Genomic DNA, 22,983 nt, shown 5'->3' on the forward strand with positions numbered 1-22,983 from the left:
AAATTAGGGACAACTCATTGCAGCATAACGGACAAAGGCGTGACAACTTTCCCGTGTCACGCCTTTGTCACAAATATCCTGCCATGTTTCAGGTGTGGAATATCCCTTCAAACATTCCTTGTGGCATTTTCTGCTTTATTCTGCTCTTGCGTCGCCGGAGAGCTTCATCACTCGCCGCCATAGCCGCTGACAGACATTCCTTGGAAAGTCCGACAAACGAAAAGATGCAGTAGAGGGCATCGTCGGAAGTCAGTGACGGATACATTGATTTGAGCAAAGCACAGATGTCGGCGAACTGTCCGACAACAGTATCGGTGACGGTTTTCAACTCACGGCGGTCGATGTCGTCTGCATTGCGTTCGAGATTGAGTTTTTGAAGCAATCTGTATTCCGGTTGCGCCATCAGGAATTCACGGTTGAGACGAAGTTTTTCAAGCACAGCTCCCTCTTTTTCATCACTTCCATCCTCCTCTTGTTCATCATTTTCCGAAAGCTCGGAAATCCGGAGATTAAGTTGAGATATTTTCTTTACCAATGCGAGCTGATTTTCCTTATGGCGACGACTGCGCTGAATGAACACGATTATGACAAACAGAAACACGACAAGTCCGACACCCACCACTATAATCAATCTGCGCAGTTCCCTCTCCTTTAGCAGACGCATCGAGAAATCATGCTCGACCCTGTCAACGTTTTCCGATGACGCAAGCTTCTGTATGGAATCCTGACAAAGCGAAAGACTGTCGCTGTAGGCCAGCGCCTCCTCATATCTCCCCGCATTGCGGGCGCATACATTCAGCAACGAGTATCGATAGACTTTTCCGTCAATCGAGAGCGGCGAGTGGCTCAAAGTATTCAGTATCCTTATGGCACCCTCATAATCCCCTTCCGCATTCATGAGTTGGGCACCTATCATTTTGAAATCAATGTCTATGTCATCGTTCCTTTCGGCTACAGGCGAAACACTGTCGAGAATCAACCGGGCGCCTTCATACTCGCCTCGCAGAATCGCGATTTTCCCTAAAAATAGACGTGAGCGGTTTTCAAGCAATTCATTTCCCGCACTACGGCTCAAATCCCTGCATTCCGACAGGATTTCATAGACCGAGTCCACATTGTTGACCGTCAGGGCATAATTCCACAGGCTTGTTTCAAGGCCATTCGCCTCACCCGGATTGCGGAATCCGTCAAGAGCCATCTTCATATACTCCTTAGCAACCCCTCTTTTATATGCATTGTAGTATATCAACCCGAAACAGTTCTGGATGCGGGCTTCAAGTTCTGCAGGGGCATCCGCGTCAAGCATATTACGAGTATCGAACGCCAGTTCGAGCGCACCTTCATAGTCCTTCGCCTCGACAAGACTGTTGATGCGGGCTATATTTGCCTCAACAATCTCGTCGTCAGACCTCCGGCATCCGGTAAGCATAATGCACATTGCCAAAACCGGCACGATTGTCCGCATCCATCCGGTGACTTTTCTCCTTATATTATACATTTATTATAATTGGTCTATAATCTATCGTTTATCCGTCAAATCAATCCATGATTCAACCATGCAAAGATAATGCTTTTCGTCGCAATCCAAGCCACGAATCGTACTCATCACGCATGATTGAGAAATAAATTTTCCTTATAAGCAAAGATGAATGTCGGATTTTGCTTACTTTTGCAAAACTTAGTCAATTAGTATAGTCAATTAGTAAGAGCAATGGCAAAATTCAAGTTAAAGGAAATTGCGAGACCGGCCGGATGGATTGCTTTGGGTGTCGCTGTCATTTTTCTTCTCGGAGGAAGCAGAGCATTGTATGACGACACTTTGATTGACTGGTGGAAACCGGTCAGCGCTTGTGCGCTTCTTGCCGTAATTTCATCATTGGCGATGTCACACCGTTGGAAGAAATTCACATGTTCCGACTTCGCACCCATCAACTTCACTCTCCATGCGATTGTCAGTTTCACCGTACTTATTTTTGCGTTCTTTAGTGTCAATTATTTCTTTGCCGACGACAAAGACCTGCACACGGAGAACGTGACCGTTGAGCACCGCTATCGCGAGACCCGGTACCACACAAAGCGAGTCGGGCGCCGCACCGTCGGACGTGGGACTCCATATTATGTCTATTCGATTGAAGTACGCTTCTCCAACGGCAGACTGAAAACACTTCCTGTCTCAAAGAAACGCCACGACCGCCTCCGCACCAACACAACCATCCCCCTCGAAGTAGAAACCGGGTATCTGGGCATCCCGGTTATAAAAAGTAATTATTACAGTCAGAAAAAAGAAAAATAAAGAATACGCTTAACCATGCAAATTGAGACTCCACGATTGATTTTGCGTCCGTGGCGCGAAGAGGATGCTGAGACTCTTTATAAATACGCCGGTGACCCGAGAGTAGGCACTCCTGCCGGATGGCCTCCTCACAAGTCCGTTGAAGAGAGCCGCGAGATTATCCGGACTGTGTTTTCAGCCCCCGAAGTCTATGCGGTTGTGCTGAAAGAGACGCAAGAACCGGTTGGCTGTTGCGGAATCATTCCCGGAGGTGTCCATTCGTCCCGTATTCAGGCCGACGAAGGGGAACTCGGCTACTGGATTGCCGTGCCATATTGGGGACAGGGACTGATACCCGAGGCCGTCAATGCTCTCATTAATCATGGATTCAAAGATTTGGGATTGCGCGCATTATGGATAGGGCATTACGATGATAATGCCAAATCACACCGTGTGGCTGAAAAATGCGGATTCACATACAGCCATACAGAATCCGATTCCGAAAGCGGCAAAAAAGAACATTTCATGATATTGCGCAACAATGAGGAACGATAGCGATTTCCGCCTCATGGCTGCCCCCTTGCAGGGCTTTACCGAATCCCCGTTCCGCCATTTCCATGCTGAAATTTATGGAACCGGCGCAATGAATGTCACTTACTTCTCCCCTTTCCTGCGACTTGAAAAAGGAGATGTGAGACCTCGAGATATTCGTGAGATAAGCATTCCGCTTAACGGCAACCATCAGCTTATCCCTCAAATCATTTTCAAGAACCCGGAAGAATTTACCCTGCTTGTAGATAAAATCAAATTTGCCGGTCATACATCCATTGACCTTAACATGGGTTGCCCCTTTGTCCCGCAAGTGCGCAAAGGCCGAGGTGCCGGTATGCTGTCACATCCGGACGTAATCGAGGAAATCGGAAATCTCATGACTGAAATGCCGGATATTACCTTCTCACTCAAGATGCGTCTCGGAACAAACTCACCAAAAGAATGGCAGCCGCTGGTCGACATCATCAACCGTATGCCCCTCGAACATGTGACAATCCATCCTCGGACGGCTTCGCAGCAATACGGAGGGGAACTCCACACAGACGAATTCAGCAAATTTTCAAACGCCCTTATCCACCCGGTCATTTTCAACGGCGACATCACAACTCCATCAATGATTGACAGCCTCCGTGAACGCCATCCGTCAATAAAAGGAATCATGGCAGGGCGCGGACTCCTCATGCGCCCCTCGCTGTTCAACGAATGGACGGAAAACAGGGAATGGTCCCGGGAAGAGCGCAGCGAAAAACTTCTTCAGCTCCACAATGCCATCTTCAATCACTACCGTTCGACTCTCACAGGGGGAGATGCGCAAGTCCTGTCTAAAATCAAACCTATGTGGGAATACTTCGGAGCCGACTTTGACCGCAAACCGGTCAAAAAAATCCTCAAAGCGAATTCCCTCACAAACTATACCACAGCGATTTCTTCGCTGACAAGATGATGACAATCCGGTGACAAAATGCCATTATAAAGAAAATTCGGCCTCATAAACAACTAATTTAAGTGATTAAGTGGCAGGAAAGGTCTAAATAATTGCTTGAAGGAAGCAATTAATAAGTAAATTTTGAGTAATTTTGCACAAATTTACTACTTAGCGATGAAAAACCTCATATTACGAAGCATAACAGGAATCATCTATGTCGGTCTGATTTGCGCCTCTGTCCTTTTGGGCGGCTGGCCTTTCATTGTATTTTTCGGCATCATTGCAATCCTTGCTCTTGAAGAATTCTATCATCTCACCAACGCATCAACCGGTGGAGAGAACATCACCACGCTCATCATCGATGTTGCAGGTGGCCTGATTCTGTGCGTCGGGCTCGGAAGCGTCAACACAGGCGTATTGTCGCCATTCACGATGGCCGTACTCGGCGGGACATTCTTCACAGTCTATCTCCTCTACCTGATTGTGCGACTTGTTCTCCAACTCTACAATCAGGAAGCATCTCCGCTGACTAATCTCGCGTATTCCTACATGGGTCAGATGTATATCGCACTCCCGATCGGCTTGATGTCGATGTACTACACCCTCCCCAACGGTATGCACCTCCTGCTTGCCATGTTCATCATGATATGGCTCAACGACACGGGTGCATTCTGCGTAGGCTCGATGATAGGCAAACACAAACTGTTCCCCCGAATCTCTCCCAACAAATCATGGGAAGGCTTCTTCGGTGGAGTTGTGTTCGCAATCGCATCGGCCTTCGTGTTCAAATACGGATTCCCCCAATATTTCGACAATATCTCGATAGGAGGACTTTGCGGCCTCGGTGTCGTAGTCTCAGCCTTTGCCACATGGGGCGACCTTGTTGAATCGCTCATCAAACGCACGCTCGGTGTAAAGGATTCAGGAACACTCCTTCCCGGTCACGGTGGTATCCTCGACCGTATCGACTCCTTGCTCCTCGTGGTTCCCGCCTCGCTCCTCTATCTCACCGCCCTTCGCCTTTATTTCTAATTTGTTTCCATCATACTTACATTTTTAAGCTTTTACACTAAATGAAAAAAATCTTATGCTTCGCCTTTGCCGGAGCCGGGTTGCTTGCGGCCTGTAGCCCGGGCAAAGACACTCTGGCAACCGCCGACACGAACGACGACGTAATCCTCCACGCCTGGTCATGGTCATTCGACACCATCGCTGCCAACATGAAGGACATCGCCGAAGCCGGCTATGCCTACGTCCAGACCTCACCTGCCAACACCTGCTTTGTAGGAGAGAACGGCGGCATGGCCCTTTTCTCCCAACCCGGTGACTCCGTAGCCGGAAAATGGTACTATTACTATCAGCCTACAGACTGGAAAATCGGCAACTATCTCCTCGGAAACCGTGACCAGTTCAAGGCAATGATGGACAGCGCCGCAAAATACAACGTGAAAGTAATCGTCGATGTGCTTCCAAACCACACCGCTATAGACCATACAGCCGTCCTACCCTCGCTTGACGAAGCAGTCGGTGGTCATGACAAGCTCTATCATGCCAACGGTTTCACTCCCATCAAGGATTACAATGACCGTTACGAATGTACGACCGGCGAAATGGGTGGTCTGCCTGACGTCAACACTGAGAATCCTGACTTCCAGCACTACTACATGACCTACGTCAACGATCTTCTCAGCCTTGGTGTGAAGGGTTTCCGCTATGACACGGCCAAGCATATCGGCCTCCCCTCCGATCCCCTCGACAGCCTTGCAACCCGCAACAATTTCTGGGATGTGGCAACCGGACGTGAGGAAGTGAAGGGTCTCAAACTTGCAGTTCCCGCAGACTCGCTCTTCATCTATGGTGAGGTGCTTCAGGACAAGAATGTCAAGGAAACCGAATATGCGGAATACATGGATCTCACCGCGAGTGCCTATGGTCATGCACTCCGCACCGTGCTCGACAAGGCTGATTTCTCGGCAGATTCGCTTCTCAACTGGCACCATCCTGTCGATGGAAAGCACCTTGTCACCTGGGTAGAGTCGCACGACACATACGCAAACGAGCATGAATCAGCCGGACTGACCGACGAACAGATCCGCATGGGTTGGGTGTTCCTCGCAGCACGTCAGAACGGTACTCCCCTCTTCTTCAGCCGTCCAGCCGGAAGCACCCGCGACAACTATTGGGGCAACAACCGTGTCGGAGCGCGAGGCAACGATGAGTTCAAGCATCCGGAGGTTGTGGCTGTCAACAAATTCCGTCGCGACATGAAAGGTCAGCCCGAAACCATCGCCACCGCCAACAACGGCACAGTTATCGAGGTTGCCCGTGGCAATGCCGGAGCAGCGCTGATCAACATCTCCTCCGCAGCGCAGACAGTCGAGGGACTTGACACCACTCTTGCCGACGGTGATTATCAGGACGCTGTCAACGGCACTTCATTCTCTGTCAAGGATGGCAAACTCAGCGGAACGCTCTCACCCTACACCTCATATCTTCTCTACAGCAAATAATCCGGTCAAAACCGGCAATAATTACAACCCACAAGGCGCTGATGCATAAAGCATTGGCGCCTTGTGAACTTTTAGCGGCATAAAATTGTTTGCAAAATAGTAAAAAATTATAAAATAAATCGTAAATTTGTAGGGAAACGCTAAGACACATAATTAATTGTAGAAGCTACAAATCACCCTACGCATATAACTTTTGACTAATCCAATAACTTTTGTGTAATTTAAATTCTCAACAACAATGAACACTGACACTATCGGCTTGAACGCAGGAAGCGTATGGGCCGCCCTTAACGAAGCGGAAGCACTTGGTACCAAGCAGCTCAAGAAGAATGCCAAGGTAAAGACCGAAAAGGAACTCTACGCCGCACTCGGATGGCTTGCCCGTGAAGGGAAAATCAAGTTCGAAGAGAGCGAGGATGGCAAGGAGCTTATCGTTTCCCTCGTGCAGAACATGTAAAAAGCATTTAGTCCCGCTGTCATGACTGGTAATATATTGTTCATGATGCGGAGACTTCCCATTTTCCTCCTGCCGGAAACCTCATTTTTCGGCAGGAGATTTTGATTGACAATCATTTTCACAACATCATATTCAACAACTTCATGAATCCACTTTTTTCCATTATTACTGTAACTTACAACGCCGCCTCCACTCTGCCGGCCACGTTGCGCAGTGTGGGCGAGCAGACATGCAAACTGTTTGAATATCTTGTCATAGACGGTGCTTCCCGCGACAACACCGTCGAGCTTGCGCGCAATTCGGGAATAGAGCAGATCTCAATCATCTCGGAGCCTGACAATGGCCTGTATGACGCGATGAACAAGGGCCTTGGCATAGCTAAAGGCGATTATGTGATATTCCTTAATGCCGGTGACACTTTCCATAATGCAAAGACTCTCCAACTGATTGCTGACGCTATCATGGACAATGACTACCCGGGTATCGTATATGGACAGACACAGATAGTCGATTCAGCGCGCAAGCGCATTGGTGACCGTCATCTGACGGCTCCGTCCATCCTTACACTTGACAGCTTCAAGGATGGAATGGTGGTCTGTCACCAGGCATTTGTCGTACTGAGAAAATTGGTTGACAATTTTGATACACGCTACAGATTCTCAGCAGATTACGAATGGTGCATCAGGTGTCTCCAACGTTCACACCGCAACTGCTATATTGACCGCATAATCATAGATTACCTGTCGGAAGGGGTCACTACGGCCAACCATCGTGCCTCACTCTGGGAACGCTTCAAAATCATGTCGCACTATTTCGGCTTCTTCCCGACCCTCTTCCGCCACATCGGATTCTTCATCAGAGATAGAAAAAGGAAAAGACAGGGAAAAAATAAGGTGTGATTTGCATTATCGCACCTTTTCCGTCCTTTTATGGCCTAACTTTGCTGCATGAAACACCACTCCCCACAAAACCGAACTTTTCATCCGGCAAACTCCACCCTAAATCCCCCACTCTCATGAAATCCTCTCTCCATCTCCGCCTCTCAGAATTCACATCGTCATCCCCGGCAATTCCGGTCTTTCTGCTGCTTCCCGAACCTACTTCACACGGTCCGGGTTCTTTGCCACAAAATCTTTCCACGACTTCGGGCCACCCGACGGTATCGGGCGCGATGACTCATAGTGATGGCAAAGTGCGGCCGCGAGTGCATCGGTCGCGTCAAGCTCTATGTCCAGTTTATCAGGCGATATATTCAGGATTCTTCTGAGCATCTCGCGCACTTGCTCCTTGCTTGCGGCTCCGCTGCCGGTAATTGCCATTTTTATCTTTCGCGGCTCATATTCCGTAATCGGAATGTCGCGCGACAGGGCAGCAGCCATAGCCACCCCCTGCGCACGTCCGAGTTTCAGCATCGACTGCACATTCTTCCCGAAAAACGGTGCCTCTATCGCCATCTCGTCAGGCAGGAATTGCTCTACCAGTCCAAGTACACGCTCATGGATGCGCAGCAAGCGAAGGTAGTGACTGTCGAACTTATTGAGCTTCACAACACCCAAAGCAATCAGTTCGGGCTTCTTTCCCTTGATGCCGAGAATACCGTAGCCCATCACGTTTGTGCCGGGGTCAATTCCGATAATTATTTTGTCGTGACTGTCAGCCATCACTCTCATTCTAAAGGAAGTTCTTCCATGTAAGTCGTGAAAAATACAACACCCTCGCCGAAACGGCGCTGAAGCTCACCGCGCAGTGCGGCCCCCTCCCCGTCATGCCACTTCACTGCATTCTCGGCCGTCTCAGCCTCGAAACTTACGGCATAGCTCACACAATCCTCCTGCACCTCGATGAGCAGAGCTGCGAAACGCGGTGACGACAAAAGGCCGGAAGTCGTGGCCGAGGGTATATAATCGCGACGTACCCAAGCCTTGAACTGATCGTCGAGACTTGTATGGACATGAAAACTTGTGTTAAGTATAAGCATCGTTCTATTCGTTTTTTCAATGAGGTTTATAACTGAATCATGCCACACTCTCTTCCTCCGGAATGAGAACCTTTGGACTCACACGGGTATTGGCAAGGAATCCAAAACCGACGGTGGTGATGGCGGCAAGTGTGAAGGCCAGAATCTTGTTTTCAATTCCGAAGAACTGCGGCGATACGAAGACAAAGCAAGTGACCACGAATGTCATGGCAATGGCCGGGATAAGCGCAACCCAATAGTTTGATTTCCGGCGCGCAAGCCAGACATAGATTGTCCAAAGAACCACAGCAGCCAGTGTCTGATTGGCCCAGGCGAAATAACGCCATATAATGTCGAAATTGACCAGTGTGATGGAATATCCGACAACGAAAAGCGGAATGCAGACTGCGAAACGTTTCACAATCGGACGCTGGTCAATATTGAAAATGTCGGCTACAATCAGTCTCGCTCCACGGAAAGCCGTATCGCCGGAAGTGATGGGTGCTACAACCACTCCGAGCAGGGCGAGTATGGCACCGACCTTACCGAGAGTCGTATTGGAAATCACATCGACAGCCCATGCGGCATTGCCACCGTTTGCAGCAAGCTGTTCGCCAAGTTCTGTCGGTCCGTGGAAGAAGGCCATAGCGATAGCAGCCCAGATAAGGGCTATGATGCTTTCGGAAATCATGGAACCGTAGAAGACCGAACGGCATTTCTTCTCACTCTCAATGCAACGGGCCATCAACGGTGACTGAGTGGCGTGGAAACCTGAAATTGCACCGCAGGCAATAGTAATGAAGAGCGTCGGGACAATTGGAAGTGCCTCCGGATTGAGCTGGAAATTATGAAGTGTTGTAAGTTCAGGTATCTCGTACCGGCCTGTAAGGAGCACGATGAGAAGGCCGGCTGCCATTGCAACCAATGCCACCCCGAACACTGGATAGACCTTACCGATGACCTTGTCGACCGGAAGCATGGTGGCAAGAATATAGTATGCAAGGATTATCCATACCCACACATCCTGACTGATGCCGGGAACCATGCTTGTGAGCAAGGAGGCAGGACTGAGGATAAAGACCGCTCCGACAAGAACCATGAGTACAATCGAGAATACCCTGACTACGGCACGGGCCGAAATTCCGAGATAGATACCGATTATCTCAGGCAGGCTGCGGCCATCGTGGCGCATAATCATCATACCAGACATGAAATCGTGCATCGCTCCGAAAAATATGCCTCCGAGAGTAATCCAAAGGAAAGCGACCGGACCGAAACATGCACCGAGTATGGCTCCGAAAATCGGTCCGGTACCGGCAATGTTGAGCAATTGGATAAGGAACACTCGCCAACGGGGCAGGCGGATATAATCGACACCGTCCTCCAGACGGTCGACAGGTGTTTTGCGTTCGGGGTCAACGTCGGCCAGACGTTCGAGATAACGGCCGTAAGTGAAGTATGCCGTGACCAGAAGAGCCAGGCAAATCAGAAATGTTATCATAATTTTTTAGAGGGTAGTTAGAGGGTGTTTAAAAACAAATGTTAAAACCAGAGTCCAATCTCATGAGATGGATTCCGGCATGAAAAGAGGGAGCATAGCTGTAGCTATGTGACCGATTTTCAGGACGGAAGACATCCATGAGATTGGATGCCGCCGGAGTAATATTTTTTCATTTATCCATGTGCCATTTTTATGAATTTTAATTGTTTTACTGCATGGATGTCTTTTTGGCTAAATTATTCCTAACCCTCGGTCACATAGCTACAGCTATGCTCCCTCTGGTTATGAATAATTTATCTCAAAAACACATCCACTCTGGTTTAACATTTATTATTAAACACCCTCTTAATCTACAGTATCAAAATACCAGGGATGACGAATCATCTTCACAATTCCTTCGGTTCCTTCCATCCCGACAATGCGCGAGGCTCCACGATAACAACGCTTGGAATAATCGGGGTCGTCGGCGGTCATGCGGTTCTTCTTGACAAGTCCTGAAGAATGGATATATTGACCGTCGCGGTCATATATTGCCACATGCGAGATACGCCCATCAGGAGTGTTTGAGAAAAACAGGAGGTCGCCACGCTGAAGACCGGCAAGATCCGACGGCTCTATGCGTCGGCCTATCTCTATCTGCTGACGAGCATCGCGCAATGTGAGCACACCTTGGTCAAAATATGCAACACGCACCAAGCCGGAACAATCGACGCCCTTGGTCGAACATGCGCCCCAAAGATAAGGAGCGCCGAGAAGCCAGTGGGCAGTATTCATGGCCCTGTCCATGTCAAATGGACGGTCGGCCCACTTCTCGGCCGGCAGGAAAGCATCAGCTCTCGCATAGCCCTTACGTCCGTCCGGAAGAATGACAGAGGCGAGGGTGTCGTTGATGAAACTTCCTTCAACGATTGAGGAAAGCACAAGTTCACTCACAACATCCGCGTGGCCACGGCCATCGGGCGTGGCATATACCTTTACTTCCGGAAGCGATATGGATACAAGCCGTGAGGCTTTGCGCCATGCTGACATCTCGGCATCACTCTTTTCCGCGATACTCGAAACATTCATATAGCCCTCATAGCCTTCGGGGCTTTTGATGTGAAGCCACTCTCCATCGGAATCAAGAAGCTGGAGTGGAGTGCCCATTATGGCCTGAGAAGTCATCTCAGTCGAATGTCCCTTACCGTCACGGATACATGCCACCGGAATCCGTACCTGTACCCACGGACTGCCATCGGTCGCATACAGTCCGGAGGCGCAAAGCATGGCAAGAGCCAGGACAATAAATTTTATAGATAATTTTGGAATCATTTGCACTGATAAATTTTCACAATCTGTGATTAATCATACAAAATTACAAAAATACCGTCAGAATAACAGCCGTCCGAATAATAAAATATCGCCGGACGACTGTTAAAAGTAAGTTTTTGTCACATTTTGGCTCACTTCATCCCATCAAAGAGGGTAAGTGCGTTGCGGGTTGTAATCTCAGCCAAATCAGCGGGAGATACCGAGAGAATCTCTGCCACGCGGGCAGCAGTGCGCACTATGTATGCGCTCTCATTGCGTTTTCCTCTGTAGGGCACAGGGGCAAGATACGGCGCATCCGTTTCAAGCACAATCCTGTCGGCTCCGATTTCAGGGAGGACTTCAAACAGGCGCGAATTTTTGAACGTGACAATACCGTTGATGCCAAAATAGAAATCTCCGACCTCCCTTATCGCTTTCACATCATCGACGCTTCCACCGAAACTATGGAAAACAGCCTTCGGTTTGACCGGTTTTGATTTCAGCACGTCAAGAACTTCAGCAAGTCCCTCGCGGCAATGGATGATGAGTGGCAGATTCTTTTCCACCGCCCAATCGACCTGAATGGAGAAGGCTTCAATCTGTTCCGAACGAAAAGTCTTATCCCAATAGAGGTCTATACCGACCTCTCCCACAGCAATATAATCGGCGGGATGCGCATCAAACTCCGCCTTGACAGTCGCAAGGTCGTCGCGCCACGTCTCTCCTACTTCCGTGGGATGAAGCCCCATGGCCATATAGGTCTCATCGGGAAACGAACCGTGGAGTTCACGCATCCGGCTGATGGTGGAGAGGTCAACGTTCGGGAAAATCATCTTCCCGACTTCCGCGTCAAGCGCACGGCGGACTGTCTCAATCTTTTCGGGCGCGAACTCGTCGAGATAGAGATGTGTATGGGTGTCGATCAGCATGACTGATTATTTATTGCGGGTTGCCGATTTGAGTGCAAGATCAATGAAGAAACTGCGAGCCTCGGGCATGATGTTGAGCTGGTCGAGACAGCTTATGGCAGTATCGATATATGCACGGATGAGTTCATGGATGCGGTCGGGCAGCCCGAGTCGGTCATAGACTTCGCGGACTTTCCTGATTTTCTCCTCGGGGTTCTCATTGTTGCCGATGAGGGCCTTGACTGTGCCGGTCTCGTCCTCGTTCATCGCCATGATGAAAAGCCATGTCTTCTTGTCGTTGAGAATGTCACCGCCGATAGCCTTGCCGAAGGTTTCGGGATTGCCGTAGGTGTCGAGATAGTCATCCTGCAACTGGAATGCGAGGCCGAGGTTGACACCGTAGTTGAAGAACTGCAACTGTGAATCGAAATCTGCACCTGCCATGAGAGCGCCCATTCCGCAGGCACATCCGAGAAGCACTGAGGTCTTGAGACGGATCATCTCCATGTATTCCTCTACAGTCACATCAAGGCGCTGCTCGAAATCCATGTCATACTGCTGGCCCTCGTAGATGTTCATCGCTGTACCATTGAAGAGTTCAAGCGCGGAGGGAAGATATTCTCCGGCCTTGATGGCGAGAAGCATTGTCGAGGTAGTCAGCATGGCATCACCGGAAAGTATGGCAGTCTCCATATTCCAACGCTTGTGGACAGTCGGACGGCCACGACGCACGTCGGCGTTGTCCATGACATCGTCGTGCAGAAGGGTGAAATTGTGGAACATCTCAATGGCAATTGCCTGATGTATAGCCGTCATCGGTTCGCGTCCCATCGCCTCGCAGGCGGCAAGAGTGAGCACCGGACGGAGACGTTTGCCTCCGCAATCAAGAGTGTAGCGGATAGGGTCATAAAGTCCTGCCGGCTGCACGGGCAATTTCAGATTGGCAACCGCCTGATTGACCATTTCAAGATATTCGTTGAATTCTTTCATCGGTATTTCGCTGTAAGATTAAAATTTCTTTTTCAATTACGATATATAACGATAACGTATATACCTGCAAGGAAATATGTATCGGTATTTGAACTTACAGCGGTCGGCGAAGTTACGCAGACCGCTGCAAGTATGATTTTCTGTTGTCGGTTATAGACTCCGGACCTTTGCCGGGCTTATTTACGGCGACGTTTCTTTTTGCCGTGATTTCCGGAAAGAGCCTCGTTGACCGTGACATTCTTTCCGAGGTCATCCTCGCCTGCACGGCGCAAGGTCTGTCCCTTATCGTCGAGAAGCACGAAGTCGAGCTGCTTTTTCTCCAGATCGGCACGGGCAACCTTGATGTCGACGTTGTCGCCGAGACGGTAACGGTGGTTATGGCGACGACCCACGAGACAATGGTTCTTCTCGTCAAAGTCATAGTAGTCATCCGCAAGGTCACGCATGGGGACAAGTCCTTCGCAAAGGTTGTCGTTCAGCTCGACATAAAGGCCCCATTCGGTCACGCCGGAGATGATACCGCTGTAGGTCTGTCCGATATGCTCCTGCATGTATTCGACCTGCTTGTACTTGATTGACGAACGTTCGGCAGTTGCAGCGAGCTGCTCCATTTCACTGGAGTGCTTGCACTGGTCCTCAAGTTTCTGGAGATTGACACTTCTACCACCAGCAAGATAACGCTCGAGCAGACGGTGGACCATCATGTCGGGATAACGGCGGATAGGCGATGTGAAGTGGGTATAGTAATCGAAACCGAGGCCATAGTGACCGATGTTGTCAGTCGTATAGATAGCCTTTGCCATCGAACGGATAGCGAGGGTCGAAAGATAGTTTTCCTCACCTCTGCCCTTCACTTCGGCAAGCATCTTATTGATTGAGCGGTTGATTTCGCGCGGAGTGCCCGAATCCTTTATCTTGTAGCCGAACGCGCGGGCGATTTTGGCAAGATCGGCAAGACGTGTGGCATCCGGTGCGTCGTGGACACGGTAGACGAATGCTTTGGGTTTCTTCTTGTCCTTCGGTTTGCCGACGAAGGTAGCCACGGTGCGGTTGGCAAGCAGCATAAACTCTTCGATAAGCTTGTTGGCATCCTTTGCGACCTTGAAGAACACGCCAAGGGGCTTTCCATCATCGTTGATGTGGAACTTGACTTCCGGTCGGTCGAATTCAACTGAGCCGTTCTCGTAGCGCTGACGGCGGAGTATCTTTGCGAGGTCGTTCAACTTCTGAATAGCCTCCACACAGTCACCGAGACCTGTCTCGATAACCTCCTGTGCCTCTTCGTAGGCAAAACGGCGGTTCGATTTGATGACGGTGCGCGCAATCTTCGAGCTGATGACCTTGGCCTCGTCGTCCATGTGGAAAATGACGGAGAAAGCAAGTTTCTCTTCATCGGGACGCAAGGAGCAGATACCGTTGCAAAGATGCTCGGGAAGCATCGGGACAACGCGGTCCACAAGATACACCGAAGTCGCTCGCTTCTGAGCCTCACGGTCAATTATGGTGTCGGGCTGCACATAGTGGGTGACATCCGCGATATGGACACCGATTTCATAATGACCATTGGGAAGCACACGGAATGAGAGTGCATCATCGAAGTCCTTCGCATCGACAGGGTCGATGGTGAAAGTCAGCACGTCGCGCATGTCAAGACGTTGCGCAATGACCTCTTCAGTAATCCCGGCTCCGATTTTGTCGGCTGCCTTCTCGACTGCCGCAGGATATTTGTACGGCAGACCGAATTCAGCAAGAATAGCATGAATCTCGGCATTGTTTTCGCCGCTGCGGCCAAGGATGTCGATTACCTCGCCGCTCGGATTCTTGCAATCTTCCTTCCACTCGATGATTTTCACTACCGCCTTGTCGCCGGTCTGACCACCTTTGAGTTTGGACTTGGGAATGAAAATATCGGTTGAAAGATATTTGGAATCAGTCAGAAGATAACCGAAATGACGATCGACCTTCAAGGTGCCGATGAATGTCTGGTCCTTCTTCTCAATTATCTCTATAACCTCGGCTTCCGGCTCCGCGCCACGACGATGGGCCGCGATGTTGACACGGACCTTGTCGCCATTGAGGGCGCGCATCGAATTGCGTTCGGCCACGAAAAGGGTCTCTCCGTCCGCATCGGTGATTACGGAATTCTTGCCGTTGCTTCGGCGGACGAAAACACCTGTCGCCTCATTGCCTCGCTGCGGAGATTTGTACTTGCCGGGCGCGACTTCGATAATCTCGCCGTTGAAGGCCATTTCCACGAGTTGCAGGGCAATGTTGCGCTGCTGAGTTGCAGTGGTCGCATCAATTGCGTGTGCCACCTGCTTATAATTATATGTGTTGTTTTTCTGCTGCGCGACGAACTCCTCCACCTTCTTCGCGAGGGTGGCGGCGCTTCGTGAGCCGGCAACTGCTTTCTTTGATTGAGCCATAGTATGTACGAGGTATGTAGGGATATTGATGATTATTTTATAAAATAACGCTTTTATTCTTAAAAACGTTTAAGCGTCGATGTTGGCGTAGTTGGCGTTGGCTTCAATAAAGTCACGACGGGGAGCGACATCCTCGCCCATCAGCATGGAGAAGATACGGTCGGCCTCGACGGCATCGCTGATGGTCACCTGCTTGAGCAGACGCTGTTCGGGATCCATAGTGGTGTCACGGAGCTCTTCCGCGCTCATCTCACCAAGACCTTTGTAGCGCTGCACCTTGGTCTTCTCGCCGTTGATTGCGATGAACTGCTGCACCTGGGCATCTGTCCAGCAATATTCCTCCTTCTTGCCACGGATCGAGCACTTGTAGAGCGGCGGAGTGGCGAGGTAGAGATAACCCTGCTCGATGATGGGACGCATACGGCGGAAGAAGAATGTCATGAGAAGTGTCGCGATATGGCTACCGTCGACATCGGCATCGGTCATGATAATAATCTTGTGGTAGGCAAGACGCGAAAGGTTTATTGCCATCGGGTCTTCCTCGGTGCCGATTGTCACGCGCATTGCGCGGTAGAGGCTGGTGATTTCCTGATTGTCGAGAATCTTGTGGTCCATAGCTTTCTCGACATTGAGGATTTTACCACGGAGAGGGAGGATGGCCTGGAATGTACGGTTACGACCCTGCTTGGCTGTACCGCCTGCGGAGTCACCCTCGACGAGGAAGAGTTCGCAATCTTCAGCGTGGCGCGACGAGCAGTCGGCAAGTTTTCCGGGAAGACCACCACCTGCGAGGGGCGATTTGCGCTGGATTTTCTGACGGGCGTTCATCGCGGCGTGACGGGCCTGAGCTGCAAGCACAATCTTGTCGACAATGGTACGGGCCTGACGGGGATGCTCTTCGAGATAGTAGCGGAGAGCCGCGCTGACGGCTGCCGAAACAGCACCCTGCACCTCGCCGTTGCCAAGTTTTGTCTTGGTCTGGCCTTCGAACTGAGGTTCGAGAACCTTGACGGAGATGACGGCAGTGAGGCCTTCGCGGAAGTCATCGCCAGAAACCTCCACCTTGCACTTTTCAAGGAGCTTATTGTCCTCGGCATATTTTTTAAGGGTGGTTGTCAGGCCGCGACGGAAACCGGTGAGGTGTGTACCGCCTTCAATTGTGTGGATATTGTTGACGAACGAGTAGACGTTCTCGTTGTATGTATTGTTGTAGGTCAGCGCGACTTCAACGGGAATGCCCTGACGCTCGGTGTTGAGATGGATAACATCGTTGATGAGCGATTCCTTGTTTGAGTCGAGATACTGCACGAACTCGCGGAGACCGTCGCGCGAATAGAATGTTTCGGTCTTGGGATTTCCCTCGGCATCAAGCTTGCGCATATCCGTAAGGATAAGGGTGATACCGGCGTTGAGGAAGGCAAGGTCGCGGAGACGGTTGGCAAGAGTGTCGTAGTCGTATTCGGTCACGGTAAAGATGGACGCATCGGGAAGGAATGTGACAGTAGTACCGGTGGTCTCGCTCTCCCCTATCACCTTAAGTTCGGTTGTGGGCTTGCCGCAGGAATATTCCTGCATGAACACCTTGCCCTCACGGCGCACTTCAGCGCGGAGATATGTCGAAAGAGCATTGACGCACGATACACCCACACCGTGGAGACCGCCTGACACCTTATAGGAACCCTTGTCGAACTTACCGCCTGCATGGAGAACTGTAAGCACGACCTCAAGCGCGCTCTTGTGTTCCTTCTCGTGCATGTCGACGGGGATACCGCGTCCATTGTCGACCACCGTGATGGAATTGTCCTTGTTGATGGTTACTTCAATGTGAGAGGCATACCCGGCAAGCGCTTCGTCGATAGAGTTGTCCACGACCTCATAGACGAGATGATGAAGTCCCTTGACACCGGTGTCACCGATATACATTGACGGACGTTTTCTTACTGCTTCAAGGCCTTCGAGCACCTGGATATTACTGGCGCTATACGCCGCTTCGCGTTCTTTGTCTTCTGACATAGTCTGGTTAAAATAGTTTTCTCGAAATAGTTAACGGATTGTATTCATCGCTTCTGCCGCGCCGGAGGAGAGAACGCAGCCGGGCGACGACTCGTTTGAGCAAACAAAATTACAAAAAAAATCGCACTCCGACAAATGGAATAGGCAAATAAATCCCCTCTGCCGACATGCGAACCGTTTTTAATAGGGGGCTATCAATCGTTAGCCATCACCAAGGAGAGGCGGTGTTCAAGTTCCGTGGAGCTCAATCGGGTCGTAAGCGCCCCACGGTGAGCCACAGAGATATTGCCCGTCTCTTCCGACACTACAATTGCAAAAGCATCAGTAGCCTGCGAGATGCCGAGAGCAGACCTATGGCGCAAGCCGAGCGCGCGAGGCACGTTGCGGTCATGGCTGACTGGGAGGATGCAACCCGCGCTGCGGATGCGGTCATGATCGATAATCATGGCGCCGTCGTGGAGCGGGGAATTCTTGAAAAATATGTTTTCAATCAGGCGAGAATTGATGTCGGCATCAATAATGTCGCCACTCTTTTCATACGACTCAAGGGAGATTTCCTGACGGATGACTATGAGCGCTCCGGTCTTTGTCTTTGACATGTTCATGCACGCATAGACAATAGGCAACACATATTTGCGTGTATCGGCTGAGGGGTCGCGCTTGTCGTGACGGAAAAGGTTCTTTAAGAAACGCCAGCGCTTATGGTCACCAAGCTCGACAAGGAAACGTTTTATCTGATCCTGGAAAAGGATTACGAGAACAAGGAGGCCTATGCCCATGAACTGGTCGAGGATGGACCCGAGGAGTTTCAGTTCAAGAATCTGCGAGGTCAGGACCCAGACGACGATAAAAGCCAACACACCGAAGAAAATGTTCAGCGTGCCGCTTTCCTTCATTATTTTATATAAGTAAAAGAGGAGCAGCGCCACAATGGCGATGTCGAGCGCGTCCTTTATGCCGAAATGATCCATGAGAGGGAAAGTTAGAGGGTGTTTAATCAGTTGTCAGTTCAAATAGTTTCACTGTCTGGACAGCTTCGAGCACGTCGTGGACACGAAGGAAAGCAGCTCCCTTCATCAAGGCAATAGTGTCAAGCGCTACGGTTCCCGCCAAAGCCTCGTCAGAGGGGATGCCAAGTGTGCGGGTTATCATCGATTTTCTTGAAATGCCCACGAGAATAGGACAGCCGAGCGCATCAAAGGCTTCCAGATTGCGCATCATTTCAAAATTCTGCTCAGTAGTCTTGCTGAATCCGAAGCCAGGGTCTACAATCACATCGGCAACTCCGAGAAGATGCAGTGTGCGAAGTTTTCGCGAAAGGTCGGCCACGACATCGGCAGTCACATCATTGTAATCCGTAAGGCTTTGCATCGTAGACGGCGTTCCGCGCATGTGCATCAAGATATAGGGAACACCCAATTCAGCAACTGTCTCAAACATTTTGCCATCAAGATCCCCTCCGGATATGTCATTGACAATATCAGCACCGAAATCCTCGATAGCGGCACGGGCCACATCGGCCCTGAAGGTATCAATCGAAACGGGTATTGACCGGTCAATCGCACGGAGTATCCTCATTCCCGTTTTCAGACGTTCAGTCTCCTCTTCCGGCGAGACATCGTCAGCGCCCGGACGGGAAGAGTAGGCCCCCATGTCAATGAAATCGGCACCGGCGGCAATATGCTTCTCTATTCTGCGCGCAATATCATTTTCGCTCATCGTGCGGGAACCTTCGAAAAAAGAGTCAGGGGTCACATTGACTATGCCCATCACCTGCGGACGGGTGTACTCGCGAAGCTCACCTTTTATATTTAAAGAGAATGACCGGAACATTTGCTTTGATGAATAAGAAATAATGCGCGAAATTAACAAAAATACTTATCATATCCAAACCCCTTAAACGACAATACGACCTCTCCTCCCGGAGAAGTCGTATTGTTGTCTTAGCAATAAGACTCTACAAACCTAACATAAAAACACATTTACTATTATGCAATTCTTCTCATATAACTAATGAATTCACGCTAAGATACTAACAATCTATACTAACCCTAAAACTAAAAATATGCAAATTCGTTAATCGTAGTCTTTCGTTGTGCCTTCGGTCGGAGAGATGGCTTTCGGGCCTCTTTGCATTGCAAAATTATAGCTATTCTGCGGTTTGTGCAAGAGCAGAAACGGCAAATTGAGGAAATATAAATATAGCTATATACTTAAACATCTGAAATTACATAATTTACATATTTCCAAAATAAGCAAAAATATAGAATGAATTTAGGAATTTTCAGCCGGAAACATATCGTTCCATGCCCGTTTTGTTATCAAATCCACCCCTTAAGAGACAGATTTTATACGCATGACGGCATCCTCAAATGTATCGCGGTTGATGGCTCGATTCTTCAATTTGTTGCGATATGTATAGATTGTGTAGACCGAATAGTTCAGCATCTGCGCTATGCGCGTGCTCTCCTCAATGCCAAGTCGCATGAACGCGATGATGCGGAGGTCGGTATTGAGCTTTTCGCCTTCACGCAAGACAATCTGCTCCTCAGGACGGAGAAGCTTGTTGACCTCCGTCACGAATGTAGGATAGATATGTAGGAAGGCATCGTCAAACACATCATAGAACTCCTTGGATTGCTCCTCGATGAATTTTCCCTGCTTAGTCAGTTTCAGCAAGTCGTCGACTTTGCCTGTGGTGATCTTACGGTTGACCATCTTATTGAACTGGTTCAGCTTGTCCATATAGATTGAACACAGATTAAGAAACTGTGAGATGTAGACATCCTTCGTGCTGTTGGCCTCTTCGAGCTTAACAGCCATGCGGTTCATCAGCCTGTTCTTGCGATGAAGGACATAGAGGGTAATCGCCAGTCCGACCAGCAACACCGCCATTATCGCCATGACTATATAGATTCTCACATCCGATTTCCTGAGTTCGGCCTTATGGGCGCTCTCGATTATAGGAAATATGTTCGATGACTGGAGTATCCGGAGAGGCGCATTGCACTCCACCGCTTCGGACAGCGCGGTCGAAAGATAATCGTATGCATGACTGACATCACCGTTGAGATACATCATTCGTCCCAGTTCCTGCAACGACGACACCTCCAGAGTGGCACCTTTGGTATCAGCTATCGCCGACCGCGCAAGGTAATAGATGTAGGCATTATGTTCGCCACTCGCCTTCGAAATATCAGCCAAAAAATGACAGGCGCGGGCATACAGGTTATCCTCTTCAGGAATACGGTCAAGGAGCAGCAACAAGACAGCTTTGGCCTTGGAGTATTGCTGATGCGATAGGAAGTACTCACCCTGATTGAGCATGAAGCGTGGCGTACCGTCTTCAAGAAGAGTGAGCAGTTTCGCCTGAGCTTCCTGAGACTTCTTCATGTAGGGACCGTGAATGTCCGGATAATTCACATAGTAGGAAGCGATATAGAAATACATCTGCCTGGCTGCATCGTAGTATTCCTCCAGCAATCCTTCAGGAATGGTTTCCGGATCGATAGACTCAAAACGTTTGGACGCCTCCGTTATGAACGCAAGCAACGGGAGATAGGTGGAAGTCCTAAGATTGAAACGGATACTGACAGAGTCAAGTCCAAGTTTTTCAGCAAGTTCGTAGCCTTTTGCATAGAAAGTCAGTGCGGAATCGGTATTCAGGACATTGTAACTGTCGCCAAGCTGCAGAAGACAGTCCAGACGTTCTTCATCCGATATTCCTTTCGATGAAATGATATTCTTCAGCGAATCAATCGACGAATGACGTTTGTTTATATACGTATTTCTACCGGCCAGTTCCGCGTCAAGCCGTTTCAGTATTGATTTCACTTCCTCAGAGCCGATTTCCGTCTTCGAAAAAGCCGCCGACGGACATGCAAGCATCATGATTAAGGAAACAAGCAGTAAAATATGTCTACGCATTTTACATTGCATCTGATTTAAGGTGGTATGTGAAGGAGATGAGAGGTGGAAGTGCCTTAAAGCACTTCCACATTAAGTTTTTCGTATGCGCGGTCAGCCTTGGCGCGTGCTTCCTCGACTGTATCAGCCGTAGCGAGTATCACAGCCATTCGACGGTGGCCCTTCACCTCAGGCTTGCCGAAGATGCGCATCTGCACTCCGGGCTCCTCAAGGACCTTCTCGATGTTGTCCATGACCACTTCTCGGCTGTCGCCCTCAACGACGACCGCTCTTGATGCCGAAGGTCCATAGAAACGGATTTCGGGAACAGGCAGTCCGGAAAGAGCGCGGGCATGAAGGGCGAATTCGCTCAGTTCCTGAGAAATCATGGTCACCATACCGGTATCGTGCGGACGGGGAGAAACCTCGCTGAAGATTACTTCATCACCCTTCACGAAAAGTTCCACACCGAAGATACCGTAGCCACCGAGGGCATCGGTCACTTTGCGGGCAATCTCCTGAGCCTTGGCTTTTGCTTCAGGAGTCATAGCCTGAGGCTGCCATGAATAACGGTAGTCACCATCAATCTGGATATGGCCGATAGGCTCACAGAAAGAAGTGCCGGCTACTGAGCGGACAGTCAGAAGAGTAATCTCATAGTCAAAATTAACGAAACCTTCGACAATCACACGTCCGGCACCTGCACGGCCACCTTCCTGTGCGATTTTCCATGATTTCTCAATGTCATCAACGCTTTTCACGACACTTTGTCCGTGGCCGCTCGACGACATGATAGGCTTGACAACACAGGGGATACCGACTGCTTCAACCGCAGCCTTGAACTCCTCGAAGTCAGAAGCGAAACGATAAGGTGAAGTGGTCACGCCCAGCTCCTCGGCAGCAAGACGGCGGATGCCCTCGCGGTTCATGGTGAGCCAGGCAGCCTTTGCGGTAGGAGTGACATTCAGACCCTTTTCCTCAAGTTCCACAAGAACGGGAGTGGCAATTGCCTCCACCTCAGGAATGATATGGTCAGGTTTCTCTTCTTCAATCGCCTTTTTGAGAGCTTCAGGGTCGAGCATGTTGAACACCCTGCAACTGTCGGCCACATGCATGGCCGGAGCATTGGCGTATTTGTCGCAGGCCACGACCTCAATGCCCATACGTTGCAGTTCGATCGCTACCTCTTTACCTAATTCTCCACTACCGAGAAGCATAGCCTTACGGCCACTTCCGGTCCATTTACTTCCTATTTTTGCCATCAGTAATTAATGAA

Annotated in this window: 20 protein-coding genes; 7 read left to right on the forward strand and 13 right to left on the reverse strand. The window is 49.8% G+C overall.

What is annotated here, in order from left to right:
- Positions 1-88: 88 nt before the first annotated feature.
- Positions 89-1,429 carry a hypothetical protein gene (locus tag QZ310_RS00680; RefSeq protein WP_297069303.1) on the reverse strand — a complete coding sequence of 447 codons (1,341 nt, stop codon included), beginning with the start codon at positions 1,427-1,429 and terminating at the stop codon, positions 89-91.
- Between the two features lie 282 nt (positions 1,430-1,711).
- On the opposite strand from QZ310_RS00680, the gene QZ310_RS00685 reads away from it, so the two are divergent.
- The 7 genes from QZ310_RS00685 to QZ310_RS00715 all read left to right on the forward strand — a co-directional run bounded on the left by QZ310_RS00685 (position 1,712) and on the right by QZ310_RS00715 (position 7,615).
- On the forward strand, positions 1,712-2,293 hold the full coding sequence (locus QZ310_RS00685; RefSeq protein ID WP_297069305.1) for a hypothetical protein: 582 nt from the start codon (positions 1,712-1,714) through the stop codon (positions 2,291-2,293).
- 15 nt (positions 2,294-2,308) lie between these two features.
- Positions 2,309-2,827, forward strand: coding sequence for a GNAT family N-acetyltransferase (locus tag QZ310_RS00690; RefSeq protein ID WP_297069307.1), 519 nt, complete (start codon positions 2,309-2,311; stop codon positions 2,825-2,827).
- Positions 2,814-3,767 (forward strand): tRNA-dihydrouridine synthase family protein, encoded by a 954-nt coding sequence (locus tag QZ310_RS00695; protein WP_297069309.1) that lies wholly within the window; start codon positions 2,814-2,816, stop codon positions 3,765-3,767. The genes QZ310_RS00690 and QZ310_RS00695 overlap by 14 nt, the downstream gene beginning before the upstream one ends.
- Before the next feature lie 156 nt (positions 3,768-3,923).
- Positions 3,924-4,781: a phosphatidate cytidylyltransferase gene (locus tag QZ310_RS00700; protein WP_297069311.1), complete on the forward strand. Its 858-nt coding sequence runs from the start codon at positions 3,924-3,926 to the stop codon at positions 4,779-4,781.
- 41 nt (positions 4,782-4,822) lie between these two features.
- On the forward strand, positions 4,823-6,259 hold the full coding sequence (locus QZ310_RS00705) for an alpha-amylase family glycosyl hydrolase (RefSeq protein ID WP_297069313.1): 1,437 nt from the start codon (positions 4,823-4,825) through the stop codon (positions 6,257-6,259).
- A gap of 238 nt (positions 6,260-6,497) precedes the next feature.
- The gene (locus QZ310_RS00710) at positions 6,498-6,716 is read left to right on the forward strand and encodes a winged helix-turn-helix domain-containing protein (RefSeq protein WP_297069315.1); all 219 of its coding nucleotides are present in this window, start codon (positions 6,498-6,500) and stop codon (positions 6,714-6,716) included.
- Positions 6,717-6,859: 143 nt separating this feature from the next.
- Positions 6,860-7,615: a glycosyltransferase family 2 protein gene (locus QZ310_RS00715; protein ID WP_297069316.1), complete on the forward strand. Its 756-nt coding sequence runs from the start codon at positions 6,860-6,862 to the stop codon at positions 7,613-7,615.
- 198 nt (positions 7,616-7,813) lie between these two features.
- Here the strand turns inward: QZ310_RS00715 and ruvC are convergent, their stop codons facing one another.
- From ruvC to purT, 12 genes are all read right to left on the reverse strand, one after another.
- Entirely contained in the window at positions 7,814-8,377 is a 564-nt protein-coding gene (ruvC, locus tag QZ310_RS00720) for a crossover junction endodeoxyribonuclease RuvC (RefSeq protein ID WP_297069318.1), read from the reverse strand.
- 5 nt (positions 8,378-8,382) lie between these two features.
- Positions 8,383-8,694 carry a DUF4286 family protein gene (locus tag QZ310_RS00725; RefSeq protein WP_297069320.1) on the reverse strand — a complete coding sequence of 104 codons (312 nt, stop codon included), beginning with the start codon at positions 8,692-8,694 and terminating at the stop codon, positions 8,383-8,385.
- 37 nt (positions 8,695-8,731) lie between these two features.
- Entirely contained in the window at positions 8,732-10,174 is a 1,443-nt protein-coding gene (locus QZ310_RS00730; protein ID WP_297069322.1) for a carbon starvation CstA family protein, read from the reverse strand.
- 345 nt (positions 10,175-10,519) lie between these two features.
- A complete protein-coding gene (locus QZ310_RS00735) occupies positions 10,520-11,485 on the reverse strand; it encodes a C40 family peptidase (protein WP_297069325.1) in 966 nt (321 codons plus the stop codon).
- Positions 11,486-11,616: 131 nt separating this feature from the next.
- Entirely contained in the window at positions 11,617-12,393 is a 777-nt protein-coding gene (locus tag QZ310_RS00740; RefSeq protein ID WP_297069326.1) for a TatD family hydrolase, read from the reverse strand.
- Between the two features lie 6 nt (positions 12,394-12,399).
- Positions 12,400-13,362: a polyprenyl synthetase family protein gene (locus QZ310_RS00745; protein ID WP_297069328.1), complete on the reverse strand. Its 963-nt coding sequence runs from the start codon at positions 13,360-13,362 to the stop codon at positions 12,400-12,402.
- Between the two features lie 176 nt (positions 13,363-13,538).
- Positions 13,539-15,788 carry a ribonuclease R gene (gene rnr, locus QZ310_RS00750; RefSeq protein WP_297069330.1) on the reverse strand — a complete coding sequence of 750 codons (2,250 nt, stop codon included), beginning with the start codon at positions 15,786-15,788 and terminating at the stop codon, positions 13,539-13,541.
- Between the two features lie 69 nt (positions 15,789-15,857).
- Positions 15,858-17,801, reverse strand: a complete 1,944-nt coding sequence (gyrB, locus tag QZ310_RS00755; RefSeq protein WP_297069332.1) for a DNA topoisomerase (ATP-hydrolyzing) subunit B — start codon at positions 17,799-17,801, stop codon at positions 15,858-15,860.
- 194 nt (positions 17,802-17,995) lie between these two features.
- Positions 17,996-18,772: a diadenylate cyclase CdaA gene (gene cdaA, locus QZ310_RS00760; protein ID WP_297069334.1), complete on the reverse strand. Its 777-nt coding sequence runs from the start codon at positions 18,770-18,772 to the stop codon at positions 17,996-17,998.
- A 22-nt stretch (positions 18,773-18,794) separates the two neighbouring features.
- A complete protein-coding gene (gene folP / locus QZ310_RS00765) occupies positions 18,795-19,634 on the reverse strand; it encodes a dihydropteroate synthase (protein WP_297069336.1) in 840 nt (279 codons plus the stop codon).
- Positions 19,635-20,135: 501 nt separating this feature from the next.
- A complete protein-coding gene (locus QZ310_RS00770; protein ID WP_297069338.1) occupies positions 20,136-21,692 on the reverse strand; it encodes a DUF6377 domain-containing protein in 1,557 nt (518 codons plus the stop codon).
- 92 nt (positions 21,693-21,784) lie between these two features.
- The gene (gene purT / locus QZ310_RS00775) at positions 21,785-22,969 is read right to left on the reverse strand and encodes a formate-dependent phosphoribosylglycinamide formyltransferase (protein ID WP_297069340.1); all 1,185 of its coding nucleotides are present in this window, start codon (positions 22,967-22,969) and stop codon (positions 21,785-21,787) included.
- Positions 22,970-22,983: the final 14 nt, after the last annotated feature.

It is taken from the genome of uncultured Duncaniella sp. (assembly GCF_910577345.1).
In the GTDB taxonomy this organism is placed as follows: Bacteria; Bacteroidota; Bacteroidia; order Bacteroidales; family Muribaculaceae; genus Duncaniella.

Coding starts and splice junctions, on each gene's coding strand:
- QZ310_RS00680 (WP_297069303.1), bottom strand. CDS start 1,429: ATGCTTACCGGATGCCGGAGGTCTGACGACGAGATTGTTGAGGCAAAT.
- QZ310_RS00685 (WP_297069305.1), top strand. CDS start 1,712: ATGGCAAAATTCAAGTTAAAGGAAATTGCGAGACCGGCCGGATGGATT.
- QZ310_RS00690 (WP_297069307.1), top strand. CDS start 2,309: ATGCAAATTGAGACTCCACGATTGATTTTGCGTCCGTGGCGCGAAGAG.
- QZ310_RS00695 (WP_297069309.1), top strand. CDS start 2,814: ATGAGGAACGATAGCGATTTCCGCCTCATGGCTGCCCCCTTGCAGGGC.
- QZ310_RS00700 (WP_297069311.1), top strand. CDS start 3,924: ATGAAAAACCTCATATTACGAAGCATAACAGGAATCATCTATGTCGGT.
- QZ310_RS00705 (WP_297069313.1), top strand. CDS start 4,823: ATGAAAAAAATCTTATGCTTCGCCTTTGCCGGAGCCGGGTTGCTTGCG.
- QZ310_RS00710 (WP_297069315.1), top strand. CDS start 6,498: ATGAACACTGACACTATCGGCTTGAACGCAGGAAGCGTATGGGCCGCC.
- QZ310_RS00715 (WP_297069316.1), top strand. CDS start 6,860: ATGAATCCACTTTTTTCCATTATTACTGTAACTTACAACGCCGCCTCC.
- ruvC (WP_297069318.1), bottom strand. CDS start 8,377: ATGGCTGACAGTCACGACAAAATAATTATCGGAATTGACCCCGGCACA.
- QZ310_RS00725 (WP_297069320.1), bottom strand. CDS start 8,694: ATGCTTATACTTAACACAAGTTTTCATGTCCATACAAGTCTCGACGAT.
- QZ310_RS00730 (WP_297069322.1), bottom strand. CDS start 10,174: ATGATAACATTTCTGATTTGCCTGGCTCTTCTGGTCACGGCATACTTC.
- QZ310_RS00735 (WP_297069325.1), bottom strand. CDS start 11,485: ATGATTCCAAAATTATCTATAAAATTTATTGTCCTGGCTCTTGCCATG.
- QZ310_RS00740 (WP_297069326.1), bottom strand. CDS start 12,393: ATGCTGATCGACACCCATACACATCTCTATCTCGACGAGTTCGCGCCC.
- QZ310_RS00745 (WP_297069328.1), bottom strand. CDS start 13,362: ATGAAAGAATTCAACGAATATCTTGAAATGGTCAATCAGGCGGTTGCC.
- rnr (WP_297069330.1), bottom strand. CDS start 15,788: ATGGCTCAATCAAAGAAAGCAGTTGCCGGCTCACGAAGCGCCGCCACC.
- gyrB (WP_297069332.1), bottom strand. CDS start 17,801: ATGTCAGAAGACAAAGAACGCGAAGCGGCGTATAGCGCCAGTAATATC.
- cdaA (WP_297069334.1), bottom strand. CDS start 18,772: ATGGATCATTTCGGCATAAAGGACGCGCTCGACATCGCCATTGTGGCG.
- folP (WP_297069336.1), bottom strand. CDS start 19,634: ATGTTCCGGTCATTCTCTTTAAATATAAAAGGTGAGCTTCGCGAGTAC.
- QZ310_RS00770 (WP_297069338.1), bottom strand. CDS start 21,692: ATGATGCTTGCATGTCCGTCGGCGGCTTTTTCGAAGACGGAAATCGGC.
- purT (WP_297069340.1), bottom strand. CDS start 22,969: ATGGCAAAAATAGGAAGTAAATGGACCGGAAGTGGCCGTAAGGCTATG.